We start from the raw sequence: 24,565 nt of genomic DNA on the forward strand, positions 1-24,565 counted from the left end.
ATACATTTCTATTAATTGAAGAAACCTTCTTAATTGAGGTCGTACCCCAATTAAGAAGAAAAAGAGTAGAAATTTTATCTCTCTACGCTGTTAAAATTATTCAACTCCCAAAAAACTGTACATCTTCTAGAGATACTAATTTTCTAGTTTTGATGTTTTTATAGTGCTTGAGAGTGATATTATTCAAATTTTTTCATTGAGAATGCATAAATACAAACAAAACCAGTAATACATCTTTTCTGTACCGTACTGGTTTTGTTTAAGATCATCTTAAATTATAGCTAGTTCACCGAGATTGCAAATTCTGATTTCGGTGCCCCAGCGAATACGATTGTTCCATTCTTCGGAAGTTCCACCTTGTTATTGCCACTCACAATGGTGAAGTTGACGCAAACTCCCTTCTCATCATACACCGCAAATGAACCATTTGATGGCAGCGTCACGGTCATCCTTTTGTCTGTTGCCGCTTGTGGAATTGTAAACCATTTCGCATGCCCATTTGCATCCAACGTAACTTTGGATGATTGGCCTACATCAATTGGTTTTACATTAGATTCACTTACGTATAACAATCCAGCCATCTCCATATATTCATTGCCGCCTTCTGTATAGAAATGCGTTTCCGTCGTATCACGACCATTCATCACGGGTACTTGGATCTGATGCACCGCGGTGTTCGGACCTGTAATTTTTCTGCCATCCCAATAGCCTGCTGGGCCTTCCTTGCGAGTAATTTGAGTACTAAGATGTTTCGACTGAACAAGATATTGAATAGAACTAAATTTCTCGTTTACACGATAAAACTTGACACCTTCCCTCTTTGCCCATGCAGCAGCGGTTTTCTTCGATAGCACGTTGTCTTCTAGTTTCTCAGCTAAATAGTGGGTCATCACACTTTGCCCTAAACCTGGATGCGATTTATATGCGCTCTCCTTCAAATAAGTTCTTCCATTTTTCTCGGTTACGAAGTTGAGCTTGGAAGTCCCCTTCTCATTAATAAAGCTTCCATCAGTAGTATATACATATTTTTCTTCTGGATTAGATGGTAAGAACAGTTCTCCGTTATTCGTAATTTCAATTTTGAAATGAGTTTCGCTATTGCCATAAAATCCAGCTTTCTTTGCTACGCCTTGAGGCATTTTGACTTTGACCGGCTTACCAAAGGATTTGTTCGGCTTGATTTCCTTAATAGTACCTTTTTCTTTAAGCGTAGCGAGCAGCAATTCAGTTGCCATTAGCTGATTTGTAGAGCTCCGTCCACCAGATGTCAATACAGCCGCTGCTATTTTCTGTTCCGGAAGCACGACTAATATAGCATGTTGCAATGCAGTATCGCCGCCCTTAGCCAAAGCTTTGATCCCATATTCACTGAATGGGTATAGTTTCACACTATCCCAGCCAAGACCATAGTTAAAAATATTCTCGCCAGCCCCCGGCCACATTCCTTTTTTATATTCCTCTTGCTCCATTGCCTTAACTACCTTATCAGAGAGGATTCCTTTTCCCTGTCCCATAAATAGTTGTGAGAATCGCACCATATCTTCTGCCGTGGAAGATATACCTCCCGTACCAATAACATTCACCGATTCAATTGGAAGTTGCCCTTGGTACGCCGGGTAATATAGTCCAGCCCGATTTTCATCCCTCCATTTGTCCTGCGGCGTTTTCGTATGATTCATTTTTAAAGGCCCTGTAAAGTTTTGATGTAGAAATTCAGTAAAGCTCATACCACTAACTCTTTCCACCAAAATTTCGGCCAGCGTAAAACCATCGTTACAGTATACCGAGAAAGCACCAGGGTCCGCCTTCAAGTTTTGATTTGACAATTGCTGTAACAAAGTATCATGGGCATAGGTATCATTATCGTTAAATAAAAATGCATTACCTAACGTAGAACCTTGCAATCCAGAGGAGTGATTCAATAACATACGCGGTGTAATACGTTTGTATCGACCGTCTTTCATCTTAAAATCAGGAACATAGCGGACAACAGGAGCATCCAAATCGACTTTTCCTTCATCGACCAATTTCATTACAGCCGCTGTTGCATACATTTTACTAACTGAACCAATCCCGTATAAAGTATCTTGGGTTAGCGGCTTTTCCCCTTCCATATCGTTCTTGCCAGCCTGACCCGACAAAATAAGTTTTCCATTATCAATTAGTGCATACTGCACGCTAGCTGCCCCATGGGACTTCGTAAGTAGCTCCGCCTTCTCTGCTGCAATCTTCTTCAGTTCCTGACTAGCTACTTCTTCACCAGTTACAACAGTAGTCTTACTTTCAGAAAATGCTTTTGCTCCTGTTGGTAGAATCATAGTTACCGCTAATGCAGTGGCTAACACACCAGTTAGCTTATTTTTCATCACGGATACCTCCTTAAATAATTGATCGTTTTCATCATTCATTTGTTTAACTATGAAACTATGATAAATTTTACCCGTTTTTACTTTTAGACTACTTGCTAAATTCAGCAAGTAAAATATTTTTAAAAGGATCAGGAGTATCAGCTTTAAGGCTGTTCAAATTGACTGCCAATGTATGCTTGCCTCCAAGTGTGCCTCCAGCAAAAGTTAAAAAGCCAGGAATGGTTCCTCCATGCCCCCATATCGATTCACCGTTTGAAAGCTTCATTTTGAAAATTCCAAGCCCGGAATCACCAAGCTCATCTACTCCTGTAGGGACTGTTGTAAGCATTTGCTTTAGTTGCTGTTCTTTCAATAACTTGCCCCCAAGTAAATAAGAAAAGAATTTGTTTAAATCATCAGCTGTAGAAATCATATCTCCGGCCGAGCTCCCCATACTTGGGTTATAATAAGTAACATCTTTTGGCTCACTTGCTCCGTCTAATTGGATATATCCACGGGCATGCTTGGTTCCTGGAATGACGCTTGAATTTCCAGGTAAGAATGTATTCGCTAATTCAAGTGGTTCAATAATTCGATTTTCAATCTCTTCCGCATAGCTATTCCCAGTTACTTTTTCAATAAGAATTCCTAGTAATACATATCCTGTATTTGAATACGACCAGCTCTTTCCTGGAGCAAAATCTGGAGGCATGGATATTCCCATCTTTACTAATCCTTCAGCAGTATAAGATTTTTTTGTATCCATCATATTAAAATCCTTTGACCTTGTGTAATTAGCGATACCACTTGTGTGATTCAATAATTGCCGGATAGTAATCTGTTTATCATCATATCCATTTCCTTGAATGACACCAGGCAACCATTTTTCAATAGAATCGTCTAGATTTAGGCGGTTTTCTCCTGCTAATTGAAGTACAACTGTTGCAGTGAACGTCTTTGTCACGCTGCCAATCCGAAAACGAAAATCTGTTTTCATTGCTTTCTTGGTACTCAGATTAGCTACACCAGCCGCATAACTCCATGTTTTTCCACCCTCAGAAGTTTTAGCAAGTATCCCTGGATATCCTAGTTTCAATGTATCCCGCATTGCCTCTTTGACGGAATTACGATCTCTTTGGGTGCTTGTTTGTAACGAACTAGATACATTTTGAATGGACTCCGCTTTTACATTTGAGGTTAGAGGTGTATAAAACAGGGAACCTCCAATTATTAATAGAGCTAAGCCTGTACATGTAATTTGACTATGCTTTTTCATCAAAATAATCCTCTCCCCTATTCATATTGTATAAATGGTTATTTGCTGTTTGGAACTAATCACACAGCTTTCTTCTTAACCCACTGCAAAAGGACGACATTGAATTTGTAATGTCTCTTTTCCTCCAAACAAGTCTTATTAATTGATTTGTTTTTTATAGAAATATATAGTATTTTTCTCCTCTCACTCTTCTTTACATTTTCATCTTACACAATGAAAATCTCTTTTTTCTTACCTCTTCCTTACAAATTCCTTACGTTCAAAATCACTTTTATAATTGATTGTTTTTTATGCGAGCCCCCTCACCATCAATTTAAGAATTAAAAAAGAGGGGATTATCCCCCTCCTTTTTACGCTTGCTCCGACTGTCGGAATTATTTAATATAACCACGATTCAATTTAGTTAAATTTTCATTGATGTTAAAAATTCTTACTCTAATATCTTTAACACCAGCTGCTTCAAGTCTGCTGTTGTGCATTTCCGCGTATTTTTCAGCATCTTGTTTTTCTTCAAATACATAAATGCCTCCAGCTTCTTTTGTTTCTTCATTCTCAGTCCATATTTTCCAGTGGAATCCTTCTTCTTCGTTAATACTATTTGCTAAATCCCAAAATCCTTTTTCCATTTCTTCACCAAAAGGACCTTCAAACGGAAAATCAACTTGTAATAAATATGCCATTTTCACTCACTCCTATTTTTAATATAAAATCCTTCCCATTCTTTTACTATGATTCTAATGATAGTAATGTCTAAATTCGTATTGCTATTATTATTCAAGCACTAATTGGAGAATCCCCCTATTTGTAACATAATCACAAAACGATAGTAACTTGAACGCATAAAGTGAAAGTTTAATAGTTTTCAGTTATGTTTAAAAAATGTGATACAAACTTATCCCTAAACTAAGGACAAACAAAACAAGTGCAGGTATTGCTTTCTTAAAGGGATCTCTCGCTAATACAATTAGAGTTAATGCGGCTGCAAGCATCGTACCGCCTAATAACAATCCTGCTAATAAAGCTACTGTCGGAATCCAAATTCCTATCAACATTCCAATCGCTCCTACAATCTCAAAAGCTCCAGTTAAGAAATTAAAAAACGAAGGTAAACCAAATCGTTTGAATTCATCTGCCATTTTCCCCGATATAATTTTCGTTCCTGTCATTAAAAAGAACAGAAACAACACTACTTTTACAATATTGATGAAAATTAAAATAGTAATCACACCTTTCTTATTATTTGATAAAAACTCAGTATTGTTCAGGTAGTAGTCACTACCTTTACCCTATTTCCTGAAATTACCCGTATGGAAGTCGCTTCCATTTACATTACCCTTTTCCATATTAAAGGGCTAAAAATTACATGCTATAGCATATATAATACGGGAATTTGACTGGTACTAGGCAAAAAAGTGAACCTGAATCAAATATGATACAAAATAAAGTTATCTTCCCATTCGTCCAAACAAACAGAAATTATATGCTATAGCATATATAATATCTAAAACAAAGTTTGTTCCTTATGAATAGCATAGCATCAATAAGGAACAAATATTAATAGTGTGTATCATACAATTTGTTTAATAACGATTGTAATACTTTAATTTCTTCCTCGCTCAAATTACTCGTAACAAAATGGTGAGCGTCTTTCACTACAGGCAAGATTGTTTTCTTTAATTCGTCACCTTTTTCAGTTAAAAAAAGGTTATGTGAACGCCTATCTTGGGCATTCAAAGCCTTCTTTACAATCCCTTTTCTCTCCATTGACTGTATCATTCTAACAACAGTAGTTTGATCTTTATCAATAGCTTCCGCCAACTCTTTTTGAGTAGTGCTCCTTTGGCTACAAAGAACACTAATGATCCCCCACTGCTCTGGCGTAACTCCATAAGGCTTTAATTTCTTTGTAAAATAATTGGTCATTTTCACATCAGTACGATGAACAAGATAGCCTATTAAATCATGTAAGTTCATATATCACCTCTATAAATTAAGATATAAAAGGATATAGCATACCAGTCAATCATTCACAATGAATGTATTTGTTTCAACATATATATGCTATGGCACATATATTAAAGTAGATTATTTTAATTGTCAAATGATTTACCTATTATTTTTCAAAAACAAAATCGCCTCCTTAGATTATAGAAGGAATGACTAATTTGACGTATCTCTCTGACGATTTCTCCCCTGTCGTTTTATGATATTCTAATAACATTTGATAAAATATGGTATCGACAAATAGTCAAACACCTTTAAAGATACCTCGTTCAGTTCTTGCTGTTACAAGATAAACAGCATATAATCCGTTAACCACCCACATTAGCAACGAAAACATAAAGAAAAGGCATTCCAAATATGAAACACCTTCTTTCGTTTTATAAAACCATCCACTTAAATCTATTTTACAAATATAACATTCAACACGCTGAAATCTTCTATTTAACGTAATCACTCATTTAACTAAAAAACTTAGTTAATTGCACAATGCTCTTCTCACTTTTCTTGCAAAATTTAGTGGATCATCAACGTCTTCGATATTAACGTAAATCAAATTTGGATCATCACATAACCACTCATTGTGTATAGACGAAACGATTATTCCTTGTTTAATAATTGTCGCCACAAATTCAGTGACTTCTTTTTGTAAGAGTGCTACTCGGCCTAGGCATAATGCCCGTCCAGTTTTATTGTCTCGTGATTCGAATGAAAAGGAAGTTGTTACTCTAAAACGTTTTCCTAAGATTGTTGCTCGTATTTCATCTCGGTTTATTGTTGCCACGCATTTCCCACCGGCGAATCCTTCTTGCCCGCCGATAATTCTTGCAAACTGTTGACAAATTAATTCATCATTAAACGCCATACCTTTAATCATCCCCCCTTTTACTGTTAGGTTATGAATGAATACATAGGTCTGAAACGGTAATGAATCTAATCTATAAAAAAATGATGGCAATCTACCGAGAGCTATTAGCTCAATTATTCTTGATCGTATGAATTGTTATCAGAGTTTAAATGGTGCAGAATTTTCATTTTATGTTTAATGGGCATTGGAGACTGAAAGCAAAACTCAGCTATTATATGGTAAGACATTTTTAAAAAGCATAAAAAAGACACCCTAAGGTGCTATCCTCCGACTTGAGAATCGTATCTATGTATGGAGAAATTTTGAAAAGACAAATACAAAAGAGAAGATTCTAACTATAATTTATAGAACTCTTATGCCATGAATTACTTACATATTTCCTTATTTACCAGAAGAAGAATCTCAGTTACATTATTTTCTGAACAGTCTCGTTAAAGCCATCCCAAGAAATCCAATGCCCATTCCTATTAGCCATCCAGTTTGGGCATTACCTAACATAGATCCCACTCCTCCACCAAGAAACATACAGCCAACGAATACTAATCCTCCAATTCCCCAATTTGGCCGTTCCATAATTCAATCACATCCTTTCAATAAAACATATGCGATTAGCTCCCTCAACTTTCTTCTATAGGATAGTTCATTATTTTGCTTAGGTTTAGCGCTATCAGGGAATTCGAAAATTTCTCTTTTTTATATAGACCATTTATTTGCCACATTTCTGTTTACTTATATTTTTTAAAAGAAGGTTTCCATTCTGTTAAATCCTGATAAACAAACGTTATATTGTTACATATTTCCTCTACAACTTCGTACATACGTTTCATATCACTAGTCGTAAATAATATAGATCCTTTGCGTTGAGTGCTATCTACAATAGGTGGTATGATGTCTCCCTCTTTTAGTAATAGATCAATTAATACGACCTCGGATATGTTACTTAACTCCTTATACTTGATTTCTTTTAAGCAACCTGGTTTTGGAATCAAGCTTAAAGACATAGCATGACATTTTGAAGATACACATCTAAATTCATCTATAGTCTCAGTAGCTAACGCATCATAATAGTATCCAAATTGGGATATGCCGGTTGTTAGTTCCACCATCTTCCAGATATTACCACCACCTATTCTAACTTGAGATTCTATAATTATCGGCTTATTTTTTTTGTCTATCTTTACTTCTGTATGAGTAATGCCGTTTTCCATTTGCATGTCGTCCAAAAATAGCATTACTTTTTCCATAATTAATTGTTTTTGAGATTCATCTATAGGTGCTGGCATAATAGTATAGTTTATTATAAACGTACCTTCTTTAAATACTTCAGCTGATATCGCTAGTATAGAATGTTTTTTGTTATAAGAAACGGCTTCGACCGTATAAACTACATCACCTTCAATGTACTCTTCCACTAAAACAGGTAGTTGAATACCATTTTCTTCAAAAAATACCTCTACGTCATCTCCCGTGTCTAGCTTAGATACACCTTTACCACCTGCGCCAATCGGGGGCTTTATTATAATACTATCTTTTTTGTTCAAAAATTCATTAATATCTTTAATGTTATTGCAAACTGTCGAATCTATCGAAAAGTCTTTACCTGCTAGCATTTCACGCATCATGTCTTTATTGCGGGTTATCATATTAGCATTGTAAGAAGGCCCTTTAACATTAAAAATCTTTGCAATTATGCAAGCCGTATCTAATGCTGTTTCGTTGAAAGATACAACCACATCAAATGGTTTCTCTTTAAATAATTCTTCAGCATAGTATATAGACAAGGGTATATTTGTCGTGTCTAATTCTTTTTTATAGAAACATTTTTCTAAGATAGTCCCATCAAAATATATGTGTTTAGCGTACGATCCTATGTACGAAACAATATAGCCACTGTCTAATGCATCTTGTATAGGCTTTGTCCATCCCCCTATAAATAAAATGTGGGGTTTATTTTCTATGTCAGTTCCTTTTAATACCTTATGCATCACAATCATCTCCTCTAAAATGAACTCGTATATTCAATATCATTTCCTTTTGATACGCCACGTCTTAACAACGCCACTAAACACAATGTTGTTCCGAATCCCCCTATGAATAACGTAGTTTGAAGCCCAAATATAGAAACTAAAAATGCACTAGCAAAACTTCCTAATGCCCAAGCCCCCCAATTCAGCGTACGTTGTACAGCATTTACTCGGCCTAGCATGTGACTTGGTGAGGCAAGTTGTCGTATGGTTGCAGCGTAAGGGCCAAATACACCTTCTCCCATGCCATGTATGATACTTGCAGCTACTATACCGATAATGGTTCCCATATATCCCATTATCGGTATAAAGGCCAAACCAGTAACTGATACAGTAGCGCTATAAATAAGCATTTTTGTATTATTAATTTGTTGACTTTTTTTCATGAGTATCGTGTTACCTATTAAAAATCCCACCGCTGCTGAGCCTACAACAAACCCTATTTCAAGTTCAGATAGACCCATTACCTTATACAGGAATATTACTAAAATACTATTTAGTATGTATTTAAAAAAACCGTAAACAGCGCCACAGGTTACAATTGGTTCTAATACAGGGTGTTTTTTAAAATATACCAAGCCTTCATATATGTTTTGGTATATGGATTTTATATTTACGTCTTTTAAAGAGCCCTCTGTATGCGGTTTAAACTTGGAAATAAATAATACAAATGCAAAACAAACAAAATACGTTACTGCGTCAATAGTAAAAGAGCCTGTTAATCCAAATAGAGTAATGATGATTCCTGCTAGCATAGGACCAATTACTACAGAAAGAGACTCCGAAAGTGCTAGTTGAGCATTTCCTTTTTTTAACTTGTCTTTATCTGTTACTATTTCCGGTAAGAAAGAAGGAACAGCAATGTTATAAAATGTAGTAAATATTCCATTTAAAAACATGATAAACACTAATAAAGGGAACGTTAAAATATTTGTTACAGTCAGTATGAATACTGATAAAAATAATACTCCTTGACATATACTACAAATTAGCAAAACATTTTTCCTATGAAAGATGTCTATCAAAGCACCGGCTACTAACCCGAAAATTAGGTAGGGTACAAATATAATCCCACGAAGCATGGCAGCATTTGCCTCGCTTGTTTGTAGCACCTCTAATGCAAAAAGAGGCAAAGCTACCATTGTAAGCTGGGTACCTAACAAACTTATAGACTGTCCTAGCCAAAGCTTGTGAAAATTAAAACGTTTGCTATCTTTCATAATATCCCCCCACTAAATTCATATTTATAAATTATCAAGTTAACGATATAAATAAGAACAGGAAAAGCCTATCTTTCAACTAATGTCTGTACCACATAAAAATTCGAAGCCTAATATAAAAGCGATTTTAGTTTCAAAATGAAGACTTGATCTTTAAAGCTCTCTTGGCTATTAAAAAGCTCATTTTCCGATTTTATGTCACTTTGAATCACCTCCAGCATCAGTATAACCTTGAAGGCACGCTGTTGTATGCATTTTGGAATGTAACAGCAAGATATCAAAGTTACGATGACAAGTTTTTATGTAATTATACGTAATCAAATCTGCACGATTTGAGGAAAAGAACAATCTGTGAATCTAAGGTATCAAGTTTGAATTCAACTCGTCACAAATATACACTTGGATTGGAACGATACTTTTATAGCGGTGATATATCAAGTTACCCTTTCCTAGGATTCTTCAGAAAGAACAGCGTATTTTTTCATATTAGGTGTTATTTTGTTTTGTTAGTTTAATAGCGATGTAGCACTCCCCTTTCAAAATAGTAAAGTATAAACATGAAAAAACTCCTAACAAATTTTGTTCGGAGTTTTTTCAAATACGCGATATTTATTTAATCTTCATTATTGATTTCTATTGTACCTGTTCTAGCACTAACTTTTAAAATATTTAACAGATTATCAGGTGTCTTGATTTCCACTTCATATTCAAATTGTGATTGTGCTAAGTTGTCATCTTCTAATTCGAATTCTTTTTTCACATTAATAATTTCTCCATTTGTATGAGCTAAAGAAATTTCACGAACTTGTTTCTCTGTGTAGTTTTCATTCTTTTTTGCATAATTGTAACCCATACCATAATATCCACCAACAATAGCAATACCACTTACTAAAATAGCAATTACACTTATAATTATTTTCTTTTTATGTTTTAACATTTCTATCCACTCCTTAATGATTAATCCTCTATTCCAAATCTTGCTTCAAGTGCATTTTCTGCTTGCTCTAATTGATCTTCTAGTATATCGTGTTCTTTTTCTTGCGTTTGATATTGCTCAACAGTTATCGTTCCAGCGTGATAATCTGCTTCTAGCTGATTATCAGATAGATCTATCTTGTCATCCAATTGGTCAATTTCTTTTTTTGCTGCTAAGTACGTATTTAAGTTATCTTCTTTTGCTCCAACTGGTTTCGTGTTATTTGCCTTTTCTACAATAGATGAGACTTCGTTTTTGAAATCTTGTATTTGTTTCTTATCATTTGTAGCAGCTTGTGTTTTGTTTGGTTCTTGTTGTAGTTGAGCGACTTCTTTTTGTAATTTATCATTTTCCACTTTCAGTTGTTGTACTTCTGTATTGTTATCAACTTGAGTAGAACAAGCTGTTAAAAATAAACAGGACATTGCTCCCATCAGCATCCATTTTCCCATTCTGTTTTCCTCCCTTTACATGTGCACCTTATCCTTGCCTTTATATTACCGAACAAACATTAAAGGAAGATTAATGTACAAAAAAATAAAGTGAAGGCTTTTACAGGCAGTTAATCCCTACCTAACTCCCTCGCATTCACCGAATTTTGAGGGAGTAGTCTTACTGCCCGTTAATGCGGGATAAAATGATATAATTAACTAGTTTCTAATCTTTCTTTAATGTTTTGGAATTATAGTGATACATATTAATAAGAAGAAAAGGAGAATGTTAATGCGAGTTCTTATTGTCGAAGATGAACAAGACTTACAAAATATATTGGTGAAACGATTAAATGCAGAACATTATAGTGTCGATGCATGTGGGAATGGAGAAGATGCCCTGGATTATATAAACATGGCTACCTACGATTTGATTGTCCTTGACATTATGATTCCCGGAATAGATGGTTTACGCGTATTACAAAGATTACGCGCGGACAATAATGCAACTCCTGTCTTGCTTCTTACAGCTAAAGATACAATTGATGATCGTGTAACAGGACTCGACTTAGGTGCGGATGATTATTTAGTAAAGCCGTTTGCTTTTGATGAACTGTTAGCAAGAATTCGAGTGTTAATGCGAAGAAAAACAGGAAATACATCTAATGTGTTTGAAATCGCTGACCTAGTGGTAGATTGCAATATGCATAAAGTAACAAGAGGAGACCAAGTTATCACTCTTTCCAGTAAAGAATTTGCTATTTTAGAATATATGATTCGTAATAAAGAAGTTGTGCTGACACGAGATAAAATTGAGCAACATGTGTGGAATTACGACTATGAAGGCGGATCGAATATTATTGATGTTTACGTCCGCTATCTTCGTAAAAAAATTGATAGCCAGTTTGAAACGAAGTTAATTCATACAGTGCGCGGAACTGGTTACGTATTGCGAGTAGAATCATGAAAAGACTATCAATAAAAATGAGAGTGACCCTGTGGTATACAGGGCTAATTGTAATTATTATGGCACTCGTGTTAGCTTTTATTTTAACTTCTTCAGATAAAGTTTTGCTTTTTAATATGAAAGATCAATTAAAGAGCACAGTAAAAGAAAGCATGGAAGATATCGAATATAAGCATGGACAGTTAAAGATTGACGATGATTTTGAAACCTTAGAAGATGGAGTAAATATAAGCATTTATAGTAAACAAGGTGAGCTGTTGGTAGGACATAGTCCAACAAGCTTTAATAAAAAGATATCGCTTAAATCCGATGAAATACAAACCATTAAAGACGGCAATAAAGAATGGATAGTATATGATTTTCTCCATAATGCAGGCGGAGATGAGCAAGTCTGGGTTCGTGGAATAATGACTATGAACCAATTATCCTCAACGATGAATACGCTTATCGTGGTAACAATCATCTCATTCCCATTACTTATTCTTATTGCGGCATTCGGAGGATATTTTATCACGCAAAGGGCGTTTCGACCTGTGCAACAAATGAGTGATTCCGCCAGTAAAATTGGTGATGGTAAAGACCTTTCGAAGAGAATTAATTTACAAGGTTCACCGAAAGACGAAATGTATCATTTAGCACAAACCTTTGACAAAATGTTTGAGCGATTGGAGACATCATTTGAAAGTGAAAAACAATTTACATCTGACGCTTCTCATGAATTAAGAACACCAACATCTGTTATTATTTCACAATGCGAATACGCTTTATCGCAGAGGAATAACCCGAAAGAAATGGAAGAATCGTTAGAAGTAATTTTAAAGCAATCACGTAAAATGTCCGCTCTAATCTCACAACTTTTATTATTAGCAAGAGCTGACCAAGGAAACCATAATACTTTCCAATTTGAATGTATCAATATGAGTGAATTAACGGAAATCGTTGTAGAAGAACTTTCATTAATGGTTCAAGAAGCTTCGATTGAATTAACAACTAATATAGAGGAAGACCTGTTTATTAAAGCAGATCAAACATTGATGATGCGTTTATTAATGAATTTACTAACGAATGCGATTACTTATAGTAAAGCGAGCGGAACTGTGCATATGCAACTATTCCGTGATGAAACCAACATAATAGGTAAAGTCTCCGATAATGGCATCGGCATCAGCGAGCAACATATTACTAAAATATGGGACCGCTTCTATCGAGTTGACGCAGCACGAACATCTTCAAACATCGGAAACACAGGTTTAGGATTGTCGATGGTAAAATGGATTGTCGAACTACATGGAGGAGAAATTACGGTTGAAAGTAAATTAGGAGAAGGCAGTACTTTTACATTTAAACTACCAATTGAAAAAAGAGCATAATTTATACGTGTCTGTCGCTTCAGAATAAAGATTGATTCAAAGGCTCTCAACAATCCTTATGTAAAAATAACTGACGCATTTTAAACATCATCGATTTTATCATTTTGGACAACCTATTCTGTTAAATTAATATACATGCGAAAAAACTATCAAAATAAAACCCCAGAAATCCAATGGTCTCTGGGGCTTCCTTATATATTTAGCTCTTTTTGCTTTTTGTTTTGTTTATGTCTATACAGTAACTTTCGACTTATTAGAGAAATCACTAATAAGGTCAGAATTAATAAGATAAGTTGCATAAATGATAAATCAAAATATTTAGCACCTGTAACGATTAAAAGTGTAGAAATCGTGCCTTTTACAACGAAAAAAATAATAACCCATAATCCGCCTTTTTTCCAGTTCATTTTATATTACCCTTTCCTACGTTTAAATTCTTAAAATATTTAATGATAGTTCGTAAATATGACAACTTAATAGAAATCTATTATATTAACAAAAAATTCATGTCTAATTAAATGCGACGATTCTATATTAAGTGAAAATGATATTCATTGTCAATTTTATTGATTATTTGAATACTTACTCTTAATCTCTTTCTACTTTGTTTCTTATAAGCAATACACTTTTATATTCAAACAAAAACACCTCCATTACATTTGCACACTTAGTATGCGAATGCAAGAGGTGTTTTTTCATATACCATCAGGTAAGATTTCCTACTTTGTTTATTTCTAGATACGTAGCTATTTTTTAGTACACAATTACTGGATCATACGTGTTCAAACTATCATATACAGTTTTTGCAACATTAGGAAGAAGGTTCACACACCCACCTGATCCACCTGTTAAATAAGCATTATTTGCCCAGTCTTTTCGCCAGCCGGCATCGTGGAATCCTTGACCGCTATTTGTGAATGGAACCCAGTAATCTACTTTAACTGCATAATCAGCTTTCCCTACTGCGCTACCTCTTAGCGTGTATGGTGTTCGTTTGTATAGGACGTACCACACACCTGGTGATGTATCTTCACCCGTGCTATGTTTACCCGTTACTACATTTGTTGTAACGACTAATTTTCCATCTTTATAAATCCAAATTTGTTGCTCTGCAATTGAAACTTCCGCATACGTGTCTCCGATGCCATTATTCGCTGTTGTTTTATAACCGATACCTTCCTTCTCCCAACCATTTCCGTGAATATTAGAAGCAGAAAGCGCCTTTTCGCCTTTCTCAAAGGCTTGTTGAACTTGTTTAGTTTCTTTTTCAACATCTAGTGCCCAGCCGTAGCCTTGCCCTTTTACTGATATAACTGAACCGGAATGCGTTTTAAATGAGAAATCTTTATTTAATGTTGATTTGGCATTATTAATTTCAGTAATTTTATTCTTAATGTCACTCGCATCAATTGTAACTTTCATATCCTTTGACATAGAGGCATTTTGAATTAAATCTTTCGCTTTTAAAGGATAAACTTCATCCTGCACTTTATACTCAACAGACTGCCCAAGAAGATTCTGTAGTGCTTTCTCCTCTTTTTTGACAATCGGATCGTCTTCTTTAATAGGTTTTATGTATGCAGACTTCAGATGAATTTCGCTTTTATATTTTTGCTTATCGTAATCTTTCAGTAGACTAGTAACGTCATACTGTTTTCCTTCAACACTTTTCGAAATAACAATTTTCCCTTGTTCTAGCTTCGCCATAGCATCTTGAGGCGCTTTTAATTTTTCATTCATAGAGATGAGCGTTTCTTCTACAAGTTTTTTCATCGTTTCACTACGATACTGATCTGCCTTCTCTGGTAGTAATGAATAATTTTCTCCCTTTGAGGAAGGGAAAAATGTCCACTGACTTTTTAATAGTTTCTTAACTTGAGGCAAATCTTTTTCCGTAAGTTCCGTTTTTGTATCTTTTTCATCTAAAATTTGTTGTTGATCAACATAGACTTTGTTTGCTAGTCCAGATGTCTTTAATTTTTGTATTGCCTGATCAGCGCTCAGACCACCAACTTTTGTGTCATTAATTGTAACATTCGAATTGAAGTGAGTTGCCTGATAATAACTCATTCCCCCAATAAGAAGTGCAATTACACCAATACCCGCTGCGATAAACTTCCAATTTGTATAACGTTTTTTTGATCTTACTCGTTTTTGATCAATTTCTTCAACTGATTCATTTGTTGTATTGTTGTTCATCAATCTTTCCCCCGTATGCATTAACGTCAAACGATTTTCAACTAAAATCATAGACTAGTGTACCTTATTTTTCCTAAAATTTCATTATTTCCGACCACATTTTATCGCAATTTAATAATTAAATTTAGATTTTTTAATAGTACGATGCATTGAACAGCCCTTTACAAGTCATAAAGTGAAACTTAAATCAACCGTCACACCAAGAGATTTAGCTTAATATTCTAGGGGGGAATTTTTCTCTTTACGTAAAATACGAATTATATTATCCATTTTTATGAACATCAATCCCTAATTTTGTAAAAAAAAAAAAAAAAACGATAGTCCTTCTACATTTTTGATAAAAGGACTATCGTTTTTTCAGTTAGAGTATTTGTATAATCGTTTACCTTTTTATTTCCTGAAGGTCTAACGTGATGAAGATGATGAAATTTCATCTCATAGCCTTTAAATGAAAAACATTATGTTTTTTATGACAATCAAGTTTATTTTTATAAATTAACCCCTTAGCTTGATGCCTTCCATATATCCAGCAGCCTAAGATTAAGTAAGAGTCCGTTCAACTAGATTTTTTCTAATATTTTTAGGAGCATCTTATTTCAACCTCGTCATATTACACTAATCGAATTTAAAACACATCCGTATGCTATTTAGTAAAATTTACGATTCGAGACATAATTATTGCAGTAGCCAAGATAATAATAGCGGTTATCAAACCAGATTCTCCAATCCAAATCTCAGTTTGATCTCCTGTACTTGCACGTGCGAAAGGTCCTTGAATAATGGCATTCCAAGTAGTATGAATGATAACCGAAGGCCAAACGCTACCTGTGATAAGTCGTAAATAAGCTGTAATATAACTGAATGGCACAATACAAAAATAGATGCCAAGTACTGAAAGTAGGGCAGATGTTCCCTCTACATATAGACCAGCAATAACAATTGGAACATGCCACGTTGCCCAAATCAATCCGCTAATAAGGATCGGGCGTGAAAACTCTGCATCGATTAGCCTTGTGAGCATATAACCTCGCCAACCCATTTCTTCCCCCATAACTGGGATTAAGTTAAGCAAGCTTCCTAAAACTCCGCTCAGTACTACTATAAAAATGAAACTTAATGGTATCGGTAGATATTGAAATCCAAGTATATTGTAAATAGATTCTAGCATACCACCTTGCGGGGGCTGAAACTTCGCAATTCCGCTCAACCAGGCGATAGAATAAGTAATTCCACATATAATCATAGGTATTAACAGAGCAAAACCAATCCCCTTCCATATCTTTAAGTTACCGAGACTAAAAGATACATCTTTAAACCCTTCTTTCAATATTATGCGAGTCAAAATAGAAGAAAATGCTGGGGTAAACATATATACCACAATAAGCGGCATACTTTTAGTAATCATTACTACTACATTTAGAATAATAGAAGTAATGGTTAAGATACTTAGAAAAAGTTGAAGTCCTATTTTAGCACGATGGATTTTATCTTTATTGTGGAATGCTTCTCCGTGTAATAACATTGTAATCCGCCCTTCCCCTTTTATTCATTTGTTTATCAAATTTACTTCCTGTCATTTCAACAGCTACAACTTAGAATAAAAATATTTTGACATACAGATCATTCATCTTTAAAACCCCTCCCAAATTCATAATCTAGTCTTACTTGCGATTCAACAATTTAATTATTATTTATAAACTGTCATAGCCGATAGTACAAAAGTGTAATGATTAACCTATGACTTGTGTCAATTAATCTTATGACAATATGTAACTAGAAAATATGATATGGAATAAATAACAATTAAATTAAGGCAATTGATTCGTGCAAGTACATGAATCAATCTTGTTTATAAAAATAATTCAATTGAGGTGGGCAAAAATGAATAAGAAAAGAATGATTGCAATGGTTAGTACAGCTTTATTAGTCACAGGATGCGCGGAAGTAGGAAACGCTCAAACTGTAGCAGTCGAAAATTCAGGTCAATCAGTCCAAAAAAATATAGTTAAATCAATACAATCACAGGCTAACCCATTAAAAACGATAGAGCCGTCAAAACCATTTGAAGATTTAAAACCACTTAAGAAAATGATTGGGAACGCGCAATATGTAGGATTAGGAGAGAATACTCATGGAAGCTCTGAAATTTTTACTATGAAGTTTCGCCTTGTGAAATATTTGGTTACTGAAATGGGTTTTACGAATTTTGCAATGGAAGAAGATTGGGGAAACGGCTTAAAACTAAATGAATATATCCAAACAGGAAAAGGAAACCCTAGGGAATTTTTAAAATTGTTATATCCTACTGATGAAATTATAGCCATGATTGAGTGGATGAAAGATTATAATGCTGATCCATCCAATAAAAAAAAGATCCAATTTATTGGGCTCGACTTAAAGGCGTTGGACCAAGGTAGCTTTAATAAAGTAATTGATTATGTAAGGCTGCATCGACCAGATTTGCTGGCAGAAGTAGAAGAAAATTATAAAGAATTGTCTTCTTTTACTGGAAGTATACAGGAATATATGAAACTTGCTCCTGAAAGGAAAGAGAAGTTTAAAGCAAACGCTGAGAGAGTAGCCCGATTACTAAAAGATGAGAATGAACAAGCCAACACAGAAATAATTCCATCCGAGTACATCTGGGCGAAAGCAACGGCAAGTGCAATAGAGAAATTTACCACAATGCTACTCCCTAACGACTATCCAAGTATAATAAAACTACATGAACAATACTTGGCCGATCATGCAATGTGGGCACAAGAGACATTTGGTGGTAAAACGATGGTATGGGCACACAATATTCATATAGCTAAAGGAATTATCGATGAGAAATTATACCCTTATGTTGCGGGGCAGTTTTTGAAGGAACGTTTAGACAATAATTATGTCACAATTGGTAGTACAACTACGGAGGGGAATTTTACCTTATACAGCGAATATGATCCTTCCACTGGAGGTAAGATTACAACCGACACTATTCCACAAGATGTAAAAAGTTTCAATTATACTCTCGGAAAAGTGCCATATAAAATGTTTTTATTGGATAACCGTCACCTTAAAGGACAAGCAGAAAAATGGGTTAAAGCAAAAAGACCATTACTAAGTATAGGGGGACAAATCCTCCCGAACAGTTCGGTGTATTTTGATACTTCATTGCTTGAGCAATTTGATATTATTTTTCATATTCGAAAAACAAGTCCATCTCATATTAAATAAAAGTACAAAGCAATCCCGTTCTTGCAGATGTAAGAACGGGATTGTTTTGTGAGGATTAATAAAGTGAAACTTTAATCAGCAGGTTTTTGTTCATCCCCCACTGATTATTAGCCTTCACCAATCGTGCGTTTACCGGCAGCCCGCCCCCCACCTAACGCTGAATTTTGAGGTGGGAGTCTTACTGCCCAGTAAATAGCGGGATAAAAGCATCTTTTTTAACCAGAAGTAGGCTGCTCTCCCCTTTTTAACATCATTTAGAACTGTCATATGACACTTTTACACTAGTGAGAATGACAAAAAAAGCAGTATGATTCGGTTATTACATAGATAGGAGCGATGAACTTTATGAAATCAAGATTCATCCAGAATGGTTATTTTTTATTGCTAACTTTCGGTACAGGATTGTTTTATTTTTGTTTTTACCTAATAGCTCTGCTATTTAGTTTAACCCTTTCATTTACTGTTGTTGGGATTCCACTAGTTATACGCGTACTACAGACTACCACACCCTTTATCCAATTCGAGCGCATACAGACGAAAATTTATACAGATATTTCAACAGACTCTTACGATAGAAGTATAACAATGGATACATCGAACTGGTCTCAGGTGAAATTAGTGCTAACAGATCGTCGCACTTGGTGTGCTGTCTATTGGCTAATGCAGAAATTTACGATTGGCATTTTCAGTCTCATTAGTGCAATCATTTTTTACGTAATGCCACTTATGTTCCTGTTGACACCACTACTGTATCGATACATCGATATGAATATTATATTTATACAAATAGATACTTTTGCCAAGTCACTCTTTGTAATGTTTATGGGTATAGTATTTACCGCCATAAGTATTAGAATAGTCGATGGTTTGACAAAGAAAATTGGGGGCTATACACGTAGTATGATTCGGCAACTAAATCAATAGAAGTTTGCAGTTTGTGAGTAGTATCGTAGTTTTAAATTAAAAAGTATAATAAGGCAGGAAGGATTAAATTATAATATAGGAAGTAAAATGGTAGGCTATTTAGGGGGTAAAGGACTTGTTAGATATGGTTAAGTATTGGTTTTGGTATGATTGGATTATGTTAGGGGTACGCCTACTTGCTAGTGTGTCTATCATTCTAGCTACATTAAATTTTCAGGATGGTTTAACATTACCACTTTGGATTATTATTCTTTGGGAAATTATTGCCTTCTCTGTTCCATGGGTAGCCTTACTATTCAATTATAAATATTATTTGTTCACAGAAATACTGCTGTATGGTGGACTATGTATATATTTAACCTCATTATTTCCAGGGGCTTACAACACATTTCTTATATCAGTGTTTCTAATTGCTGCGAATAGTAAGCATTTGTCCTATTATTGGACAGCTCCAATAACGGTTTTTATAACAACTGGAATTTTCTATGCGGTCTCGCCAAGTAATAGCTATTGGATTATGGTCACCTATTATGGATTCGCATATGTAATGGGCTTCGCTTTTCATTTATTAATCGTCAATCATAAACAAAATGAATCAATTCGTAAACAAAACGCAGTACTTGAGCAATATATGTCTCAGATTGAACGCATTACACTGGCGGAAGAACGAAACAGACTGTCGAGTGAGCTTCATGATACAGTTGGTCACGCTTATACTTCTATTATTATGGGGATGGAAACGTTGCGCACCGAACTTGCTACTGAAATGGGTATACAGAGGCTAGATTCTCTGCTTGAAATGGGACGTAAAAGCATCGAGGACGTGAGAGGTTACCTACATCAAATGGAGTCTCCTTGTCAATCGCCTTCCTTAATTCAATCTCTCCAAAATCTTGGAGCCGAATTTCAGGAGCACGCTCAGGTTAATGTAAGTTTTCGGGCATACGGAGAGGAATATGAATTGTCTCGGCAAGCGAAGATAGCGTTCATTCGTTGCTTACAAGAGTCCCTTACGAATGCAGTACGTCATGGTCAGGGAACTGAAATTATAGTTTCATTGCAGTTTGAACAACAATATACGAGATTAGAAGTTCAAGATAATGGAAAAGGAAATGTAGAATGGCAGGAAGGCTTCGGTCTGAATGCAATGAAAGAACGAGCAATGAATTTGCAAGGTCAATTGTCTGTATATACAAAGCCAGATGAAGGAATGCTTGTTACATGTACCATACCGCGACAAACTGAAATAAAAGATGGACTTATTCGTTTGTTAATTGTAGACGACCAGCCGTTTGTTCGGGAAAGTTTGAGGACACTACTCGATAGATATGAAGATTTAAATGTAGTCGGTTTGGCCGAGGATGGCAATGAAGCCATCGATTTGTGTGGGCGCCTTCAGCCTCATGTTATACTTATGGATTTAGATATGCAACACATGGATGGAGTCGAAGCAACCAAAAAGATTAAGCAACAATGGCCACATATCCGCATATTGATTTTTACCACTTTTCAGGATACCGAACAGGCGTTGGAATCGCTTCGCAACGGTGCGGATGGTTTTTTACTCAAATCTATTGAAACATTGGAGCTAGCTAATACGATCCGACTTATTCACAAAGGTGGGACACTGATTGATCAAGGAATGTCTCACAAAATATTTGAGAAATTTGATGAGCAAAAAGAGACACCACAATCAAAAGCAACCGCTTATGAGCTAACAGCTAGGGAGATAGAAATATTGCAGCTAGTAGCAAAGGGACTTCGATACACTACCATAGCATCAAGGTTATATTTATCGAATGGTACGGTCAGAAATTATGCTTCCACAGCTTATACAAAGCTGGGAGTCCGTAACAAAGAAGAAGCTGTTCAAAAGGCTCTAGAAATTGGAATTATTGAATAAGAAAAATGTTTTTTTGTTTCTCTACAGCAAGGTAAAATGTAGTTACAAGGTACAGTAGAAGATAAAGTGAAACTTTAATCAGTGGGGTTTGTTCATCCCCCACTGATTATGAGCCCTCACCAATCGTGCTGCCCGTTAATGCGGGATAAACAACATCATTACATTAATCTTTTTTAGGGAGTACAATTCCTTTAAATAATTGAACAGTAATCCAGTAATACATCGAGTAAATTACTACAAAAATAACAAGTGGTAACCAAATGCGAGAGTACGGATCGATTACAAGAGGGCTAAACATGTTCATACCAACTAATATATGAGTAATCCCTACAATTGCTGGGAATAAGAATATGAAGAATAACTCTTTATAAATCGATTTTGTTAATAACTCTCGGCGAACACCAATTTTATGAAGCATTTGATAACGTGTTACATCTTTTGATGCTCCCGACAGAACTTTAAACATTAAGCAGCTTGCCATCATTGCTAAAAATGCAATTCCAACGAAGAAACCCATAAACATTAGTCCGCTGGCAAAATCATGACTCATAATATATGTTTGATACTTACTACCCAATTCTTCCGCTTTCACATTTTTATATTTTGCTATCTGTAATTCATCAAGTTTTTTCCATTCTTTTATGTATGATCCAAAATCATCTGTTTTCCCCATAAACACAATACTTTCTTTACCCTTCAATCCATTGTATATGTTATAATCTACAATTTTTATTTCATAATCAGGATATAAATAATTGGGCTGGATCGTTCTGAAAACCTGAATCCATTGTTTTGTGTCTGTCTCTCCTTCAGCCCGTTTTATTGAAAATGCACCAATTGGTATTTCCTCTGAAGCTTTCTCTATTTTCATACCTTGCAAGAAAGGGCGATTTTTCTCTACATCTTCTTTAAGATAATAAACATATCTATCATCAACTTTGTAATGATATTCAAGTTTTTCTTGAAATAAGATACTACCCAAAATTGTCTTTTCTTCCACTGTTGGATTATGAATGACTGAATCGTAAATTTGTATTTGATCTGTAATTTTTAGGATGTTGTTTTTAAATGCCATACCACAAGCAATTCCACCAGCACCAAGAGCCACTAAAATTGCTACTGTTGCAAGCACATTTGTTAGACTATTAATGCGGAAATTTAATTGTGCAAAAGTAAAAGCATTGAGGCCTTTTTCACTACGTTTTTTATTACTCTTTAGCTTGTTAATCATAACTGGAAGAAGTGATCCAAATATAAGGTAAGTACCAACAGTTGCTGAGATTAATCCAACAGCCATTAATCCCAAAACAATTAGCGAATTTGCATATGATATATAAATAAGTGATGTATAACCAATACCCAATAAAAGAATACCAAGGAATGCAACTACAACTGTCATTTTTCCTTTTATGGCAACACGTTCTGTTTGTTCATCAGCATGTACAAGTTGCAGTACAGAAATACGAGATAATTTAATACTATTCATAATTGCAGATAATACAAAGAGTGCAAAGAAAAAGATGCAAGTAATAGCTATAGATGGCAGATAAAATGCTTTATAACCTTCGCCAGCAAACTCGAGTTGTTTCATTAATAGCTGACCGATACCTTCTGCAAGTCCTACACCAATTGTAATTCCAATCAAAAGAGAGGTGGCACCTAATATGATTGTTTCAATGAACATAAGTAAGGTAACTTTATGCTTTTTTGCTCCTAACATCATATACATACCAAATTCTTTTTGACGAAGAGCTGATAAGAAAGAGTTTGCATATAAAATATAGAAAAATGTGATAATCGCTAACAAAACGGAACCAATTTTAAAGACAGCCACAATATCCCTAATAGAAGAGTTAGATTCAAGGAACGTTTTATTGGATGCTAGCGTTTGAAACATATAAAAAGTTGAAATAGAGACAATAAGACCAACAAGTAAAACAATGTAATCTTGCAACTTACTTTTTAGGCCTGACATAGAAAGCTTAAATAACATGATTGAACTTCCTTCCTTACGCTTTTTGTGTGCCTAAGTTTGCAAGCACATCTAAAATTTCTTTATAGAATTCTTCACGGGTACTACCGCGATGAATTTCTTTATATAACTCACCATCTTGAATGAATAAAATACGTTGACAGTAACTTGCGCTGTAAGGATCATGCGTAACCATCATAATGGATACACCTTGCTCTTTATTTAAGCTTGTCATGGCATTAAGTAAACTCGTTGCATTTTTAGAATCTAGAGCTCCAGTCGGCTCATCTCCCAAAATAATTGCTGGTTCATGAACTAACGCACGTGCTGCTGCGGAACGTTGCTTTTGTCCACCAGATACTTCAGAAGGATATTTTTGAAGTATCGCTGTAATGCCTAACATATCAGCTACTTTTTCTACTTTCTTTCCAATATTACGAGATGAAACACCTTGAAGTGAAAGTGGGAGTGCGATATTTTCATAGATAGATAAATTCTCCAATAAGTTAAAGTCTTGGAAAATGAATCCTAACTTTTGTGAACGAAAATCAGAAAGTTCACCCTGCTTCATCCTCGTAATATCCGTTCCTGCAATTTCAACAACGCCGCCTGTCGCTTTATCTAACGTTGAAATTACATTTAATAATGTTGTTTTACCAGAACCAGAAGGCCCCATAATACCAACAAACTCTCCCTCTTGAATTGAGAATGATACACCTTTTAATGCGCGTGATTGATTCTCACCTTTTTTACCGTACAATTTTTGAATGTTTTTTACATCTACAACTGGCTTTATCATTTATATCCTCCTACATTTTTTTATTTCATTACAATAAGCTACAATGAAATCTTTCCTTTTATCTTCTT

21 protein-coding genes are annotated in these 24,565 nt (G+C 35.0%); 5 read left to right on the forward strand and 16 right to left on the reverse strand.

Translation table 11 applies throughout. The features are described 5' to 3' along the window. Positions 1-281 precede the first annotated feature (281 nt). The 11 genes from AC3EMB_RS15565 to AC3EMB_RS15615 all read right to left on the reverse strand — a co-directional run bounded on the left by AC3EMB_RS15565 (position 282) and on the right by AC3EMB_RS15615 (position 11,165). Entirely contained in the window at positions 282-2,366 is a 2,085-nt protein-coding gene (locus AC3EMB_RS15565) for a serine hydrolase domain-containing protein (protein ID WP_460229222.1), read from the reverse strand. A gap of 91 nt (positions 2,367-2,457) precedes the next feature. Continuing rightward, the gene (locus tag AC3EMB_RS15570) at positions 2,458-3,624 is read right to left on the reverse strand and encodes a serine hydrolase domain-containing protein (protein ID WP_075718054.1); all 1,167 of its coding nucleotides are present in this window, start codon (positions 3,622-3,624) and stop codon (positions 2,458-2,460) included. Positions 3,625-3,998: 374 nt separating this feature from the next. Then, positions 3,999-4,304, reverse strand: coding sequence for a monooxygenase (locus tag AC3EMB_RS15575; protein ID WP_088114950.1), 306 nt, complete (start codon positions 4,302-4,304; stop codon positions 3,999-4,001). A gap of 192 nt (positions 4,305-4,496) precedes the next feature. Continuing rightward, entirely contained in the window at positions 4,497-4,847 is a 351-nt protein-coding gene (locus AC3EMB_RS15580; RefSeq protein WP_033657524.1) for a DoxX family protein, read from the reverse strand. A 331-nt stretch (positions 4,848-5,178) separates the two neighbouring features. Then, a complete protein-coding gene (locus AC3EMB_RS15585) occupies positions 5,179-5,598 on the reverse strand; it encodes a MarR family winged helix-turn-helix transcriptional regulator (protein WP_440607213.1) in 420 nt (139 codons plus the stop codon). 505 nt (positions 5,599-6,103) lie between these two features. Next, positions 6,104-6,502 carry a DUF1259 domain-containing protein gene (locus tag AC3EMB_RS15590; protein ID WP_000589729.1) on the reverse strand — a complete coding sequence of 133 codons (399 nt, stop codon included), beginning with the start codon at positions 6,500-6,502 and terminating at the stop codon, positions 6,104-6,106. Between the two features lie 402 nt (positions 6,503-6,904). Beyond that, a complete protein-coding gene (locus AC3EMB_RS15595) occupies positions 6,905-7,066 on the reverse strand; it encodes a hypothetical protein (RefSeq protein WP_000441009.1) in 162 nt (53 codons plus the stop codon). A 152-nt stretch (positions 7,067-7,218) separates the two neighbouring features. Next, entirely contained in the window at positions 7,219-8,478 is a 1,260-nt protein-coding gene (locus tag AC3EMB_RS15600) for an ATP-grasp domain-containing protein (protein ID WP_142947124.1), read from the reverse strand. A 14-nt stretch (positions 8,479-8,492) separates the two neighbouring features. Continuing rightward, positions 8,493-9,737, reverse strand: a complete 1,245-nt coding sequence (locus AC3EMB_RS15605) for an MFS transporter (protein WP_000655287.1) — start codon at positions 9,735-9,737, stop codon at positions 8,493-8,495. A gap of 613 nt (positions 9,738-10,350) precedes the next feature. Continuing rightward, positions 10,351-10,674 (reverse strand): PepSY domain-containing protein, encoded by a 324-nt coding sequence (locus tag AC3EMB_RS15610; protein ID WP_440607219.1) that lies wholly within the window; start codon positions 10,672-10,674, stop codon positions 10,351-10,353. Positions 10,675-10,694: 20 nt separating this feature from the next. After that, positions 10,695-11,165, reverse strand: a complete 471-nt coding sequence (locus AC3EMB_RS15615; protein WP_488517119.1) for a zinc ribbon domain-containing protein — start codon at positions 11,163-11,165, stop codon at positions 10,695-10,697. Between the two features lie 271 nt (positions 11,166-11,436). Here AC3EMB_RS15615 and AC3EMB_RS15620 point away from each other — a divergent pair, with 271 nt between their 5' ends. Then, the gene (locus AC3EMB_RS15620; protein ID WP_001264528.1) at positions 11,437-12,111 is read left to right on the forward strand and encodes a response regulator transcription factor; all 675 of its coding nucleotides are present in this window, start codon (positions 11,437-11,439) and stop codon (positions 12,109-12,111) included. Continuing rightward, positions 12,108-13,481: a sensor histidine kinase gene (locus AC3EMB_RS15625; RefSeq protein WP_488517120.1), complete on the forward strand. Its 1,374-nt coding sequence runs from the start codon at positions 12,108-12,110 to the stop codon at positions 13,479-13,481. The genes AC3EMB_RS15620 and AC3EMB_RS15625 overlap by 4 nt, the downstream gene beginning before the upstream one ends. Positions 13,482-13,672: 191 nt before the next feature. On the opposite strand, the gene AC3EMB_RS15630 is transcribed toward AC3EMB_RS15625, so the two are convergent. The 3 genes from AC3EMB_RS15630 to AC3EMB_RS15640 form a co-directional block, all read right to left on the reverse strand. Continuing rightward, positions 13,673-13,888: a hypothetical protein gene (locus AC3EMB_RS15630; RefSeq protein ID WP_001104104.1), complete on the reverse strand. Its 216-nt coding sequence runs from the start codon at positions 13,886-13,888 to the stop codon at positions 13,673-13,675. Between the two features lie 346 nt (positions 13,889-14,234). Next, complete coding sequence (locus AC3EMB_RS15635; protein ID WP_423096896.1) at positions 14,235-15,680, reverse strand: L,D-transpeptidase family protein; 1,446 nt, start codon at positions 15,678-15,680, stop codon at positions 14,235-14,237. A 643-nt stretch (positions 15,681-16,323) separates the two neighbouring features. After that, positions 16,324-17,202, reverse strand: a complete 879-nt coding sequence (locus tag AC3EMB_RS15640) for a CPBP family glutamic-type intramembrane protease (protein WP_488517121.1) — start codon at positions 17,200-17,202, stop codon at positions 16,324-16,326. Positions 17,203-17,561: 359 nt separating this feature from the next. Here AC3EMB_RS15640 and AC3EMB_RS15645 point away from each other — a divergent pair, with 359 nt between their 5' ends. The 3 genes from AC3EMB_RS15645 to AC3EMB_RS15655 all read left to right on the forward strand — a co-directional run bounded on the left by AC3EMB_RS15645 (position 17,562) and on the right by AC3EMB_RS15655 (position 21,726). Further along, entirely contained in the window at positions 17,562-18,899 is a 1,338-nt protein-coding gene (locus AC3EMB_RS15645) for an erythromycin esterase family protein (protein WP_001036230.1), read from the forward strand. A gap of 345 nt (positions 18,900-19,244) precedes the next feature. Beyond that, entirely contained in the window at positions 19,245-19,823 is a 579-nt protein-coding gene (locus tag AC3EMB_RS15650; protein WP_071731931.1) for a sensor domain-containing protein, read from the forward strand. Positions 19,824-19,938: 115 nt separating this feature from the next. Then, entirely contained in the window at positions 19,939-21,726 is a 1,788-nt protein-coding gene (locus tag AC3EMB_RS15655) for a helix-turn-helix transcriptional regulator (protein WP_053564014.1), read from the forward strand. A gap of 163 nt (positions 21,727-21,889) precedes the next feature. On the opposite strand, the gene AC3EMB_RS15660 is transcribed toward AC3EMB_RS15655, so the two are convergent. Continuing rightward, on the reverse strand, positions 21,890-23,719 hold the full coding sequence (locus AC3EMB_RS15660) for an FtsX-like permease family protein (protein WP_488517122.1): 1,830 nt from the start codon (positions 23,717-23,719) through the stop codon (positions 21,890-21,892). Positions 23,720-23,735: 16 nt separating this feature from the next. Continuing rightward, complete coding sequence (locus AC3EMB_RS15665; protein WP_043937121.1) at positions 23,736-24,497, reverse strand: ABC transporter ATP-binding protein; 762 nt, start codon at positions 24,495-24,497, stop codon at positions 23,736-23,738. Between the last annotated feature and the right edge of the window lie 68 nt (positions 24,498-24,565).

The sequence above is a fragment of the Bacillus sp. LQ16 genome, assembly GCF_057784645.1.

What these genes read in the sequence shown, in the direction of transcription:
- AC3EMB_RS15565 (WP_460229222.1), bottom strand. Translation starts at nt 2,366, where the DNA reads ATGAAAAATAAGCTAACTGGTGTGTTAGCCACTGCATTAGCGGTAACT.
- AC3EMB_RS15570 (WP_075718054.1), bottom strand. Translation starts at nt 3,624, where the DNA reads ATGAAAAAGCATAGTCAAATTACATGTACAGGCTTAGCTCTATTAATA.
- AC3EMB_RS15575 (WP_088114950.1), bottom strand. Translation starts at nt 4,304, where the DNA reads ATGGCATATTTATTACAAGTTGATTTTCCGTTTGAAGGTCCTTTTGGT.
- AC3EMB_RS15585 (WP_440607213.1), bottom strand. Translation starts at nt 5,598, where the DNA reads ATGAACTTACATGATTTAATAGGCTATCTTGTTCATCGTACTGATGTG.
- AC3EMB_RS15590 (WP_000589729.1), bottom strand. Translation starts at nt 6,502, where the DNA reads ATGATTAAAGGTATGGCGTTTAATGATGAATTAATTTGTCAACAGTTT.
- AC3EMB_RS15595 (WP_000441009.1), bottom strand. Translation starts at nt 7,066, where the DNA reads ATGGAACGGCCAAATTGGGGAATTGGAGGATTAGTATTCGTTGGCTGT.
- AC3EMB_RS15600 (WP_142947124.1), bottom strand. Translation starts at nt 8,478, where the DNA reads ATGCATAAGGTATTAAAAGGAACTGACATAGAAAATAAACCCCACATT.
- AC3EMB_RS15605 (WP_000655287.1), bottom strand. Translation starts at nt 9,737, where the DNA reads ATGAAAGATAGCAAACGTTTTAATTTTCACAAGCTTTGGCTAGGACAG.
- AC3EMB_RS15610 (WP_440607219.1), bottom strand. Translation starts at nt 10,674, where the DNA reads ATGTTAAAACATAAAAAGAAAATAATTATAAGTGTAATTGCTATTTTA.
- AC3EMB_RS15615 (WP_488517119.1), bottom strand. Translation starts at nt 11,165, where the DNA reads ATGGGAAAATGGATGCTGATGGGAGCAATGTCCTGTTTATTTTTAACA.
- AC3EMB_RS15620 (WP_001264528.1), top strand. Translation starts at nt 11,437, where the DNA reads ATGCGAGTTCTTATTGTCGAAGATGAACAAGACTTACAAAATATATTG.
- AC3EMB_RS15625 (WP_488517120.1), top strand. Translation starts at nt 12,108, where the DNA reads ATGAAAAGACTATCAATAAAAATGAGAGTGACCCTGTGGTATACAGGG.
- AC3EMB_RS15630 (WP_001104104.1), bottom strand. Translation starts at nt 13,888, where the DNA reads ATGAACTGGAAAAAAGGCGGATTATGGGTTATTATTTTTTTCGTTGTA.
- AC3EMB_RS15635 (WP_423096896.1), bottom strand. Translation starts at nt 15,680, where the DNA reads ATGAACAACAATACAACAAATGAATCAGTTGAAGAAATTGATCAAAAA.
- AC3EMB_RS15640 (WP_488517121.1), bottom strand. Translation starts at nt 17,202, where the DNA reads ATGTTATTACACGGAGAAGCATTCCACAATAAAGATAAAATCCATCGT.
- AC3EMB_RS15645 (WP_001036230.1), top strand. Translation starts at nt 17,562, where the DNA reads ATGAATAAGAAAAGAATGATTGCAATGGTTAGTACAGCTTTATTAGTC.
- AC3EMB_RS15650 (WP_071731931.1), top strand. Translation starts at nt 19,245, where the DNA reads ATGAAATCAAGATTCATCCAGAATGGTTATTTTTTATTGCTAACTTTC.
- AC3EMB_RS15660 (WP_488517122.1), bottom strand. Translation starts at nt 23,719, where the DNA reads ATGTTATTTAAGCTTTCTATGTCAGGCCTAAAAAGTAAGTTGCAAGAT.
- AC3EMB_RS15665 (WP_043937121.1), bottom strand. Translation starts at nt 24,497, where the DNA reads ATGATAAAGCCAGTTGTAGATGTAAAAAACATTCAAAAATTGTACGGT.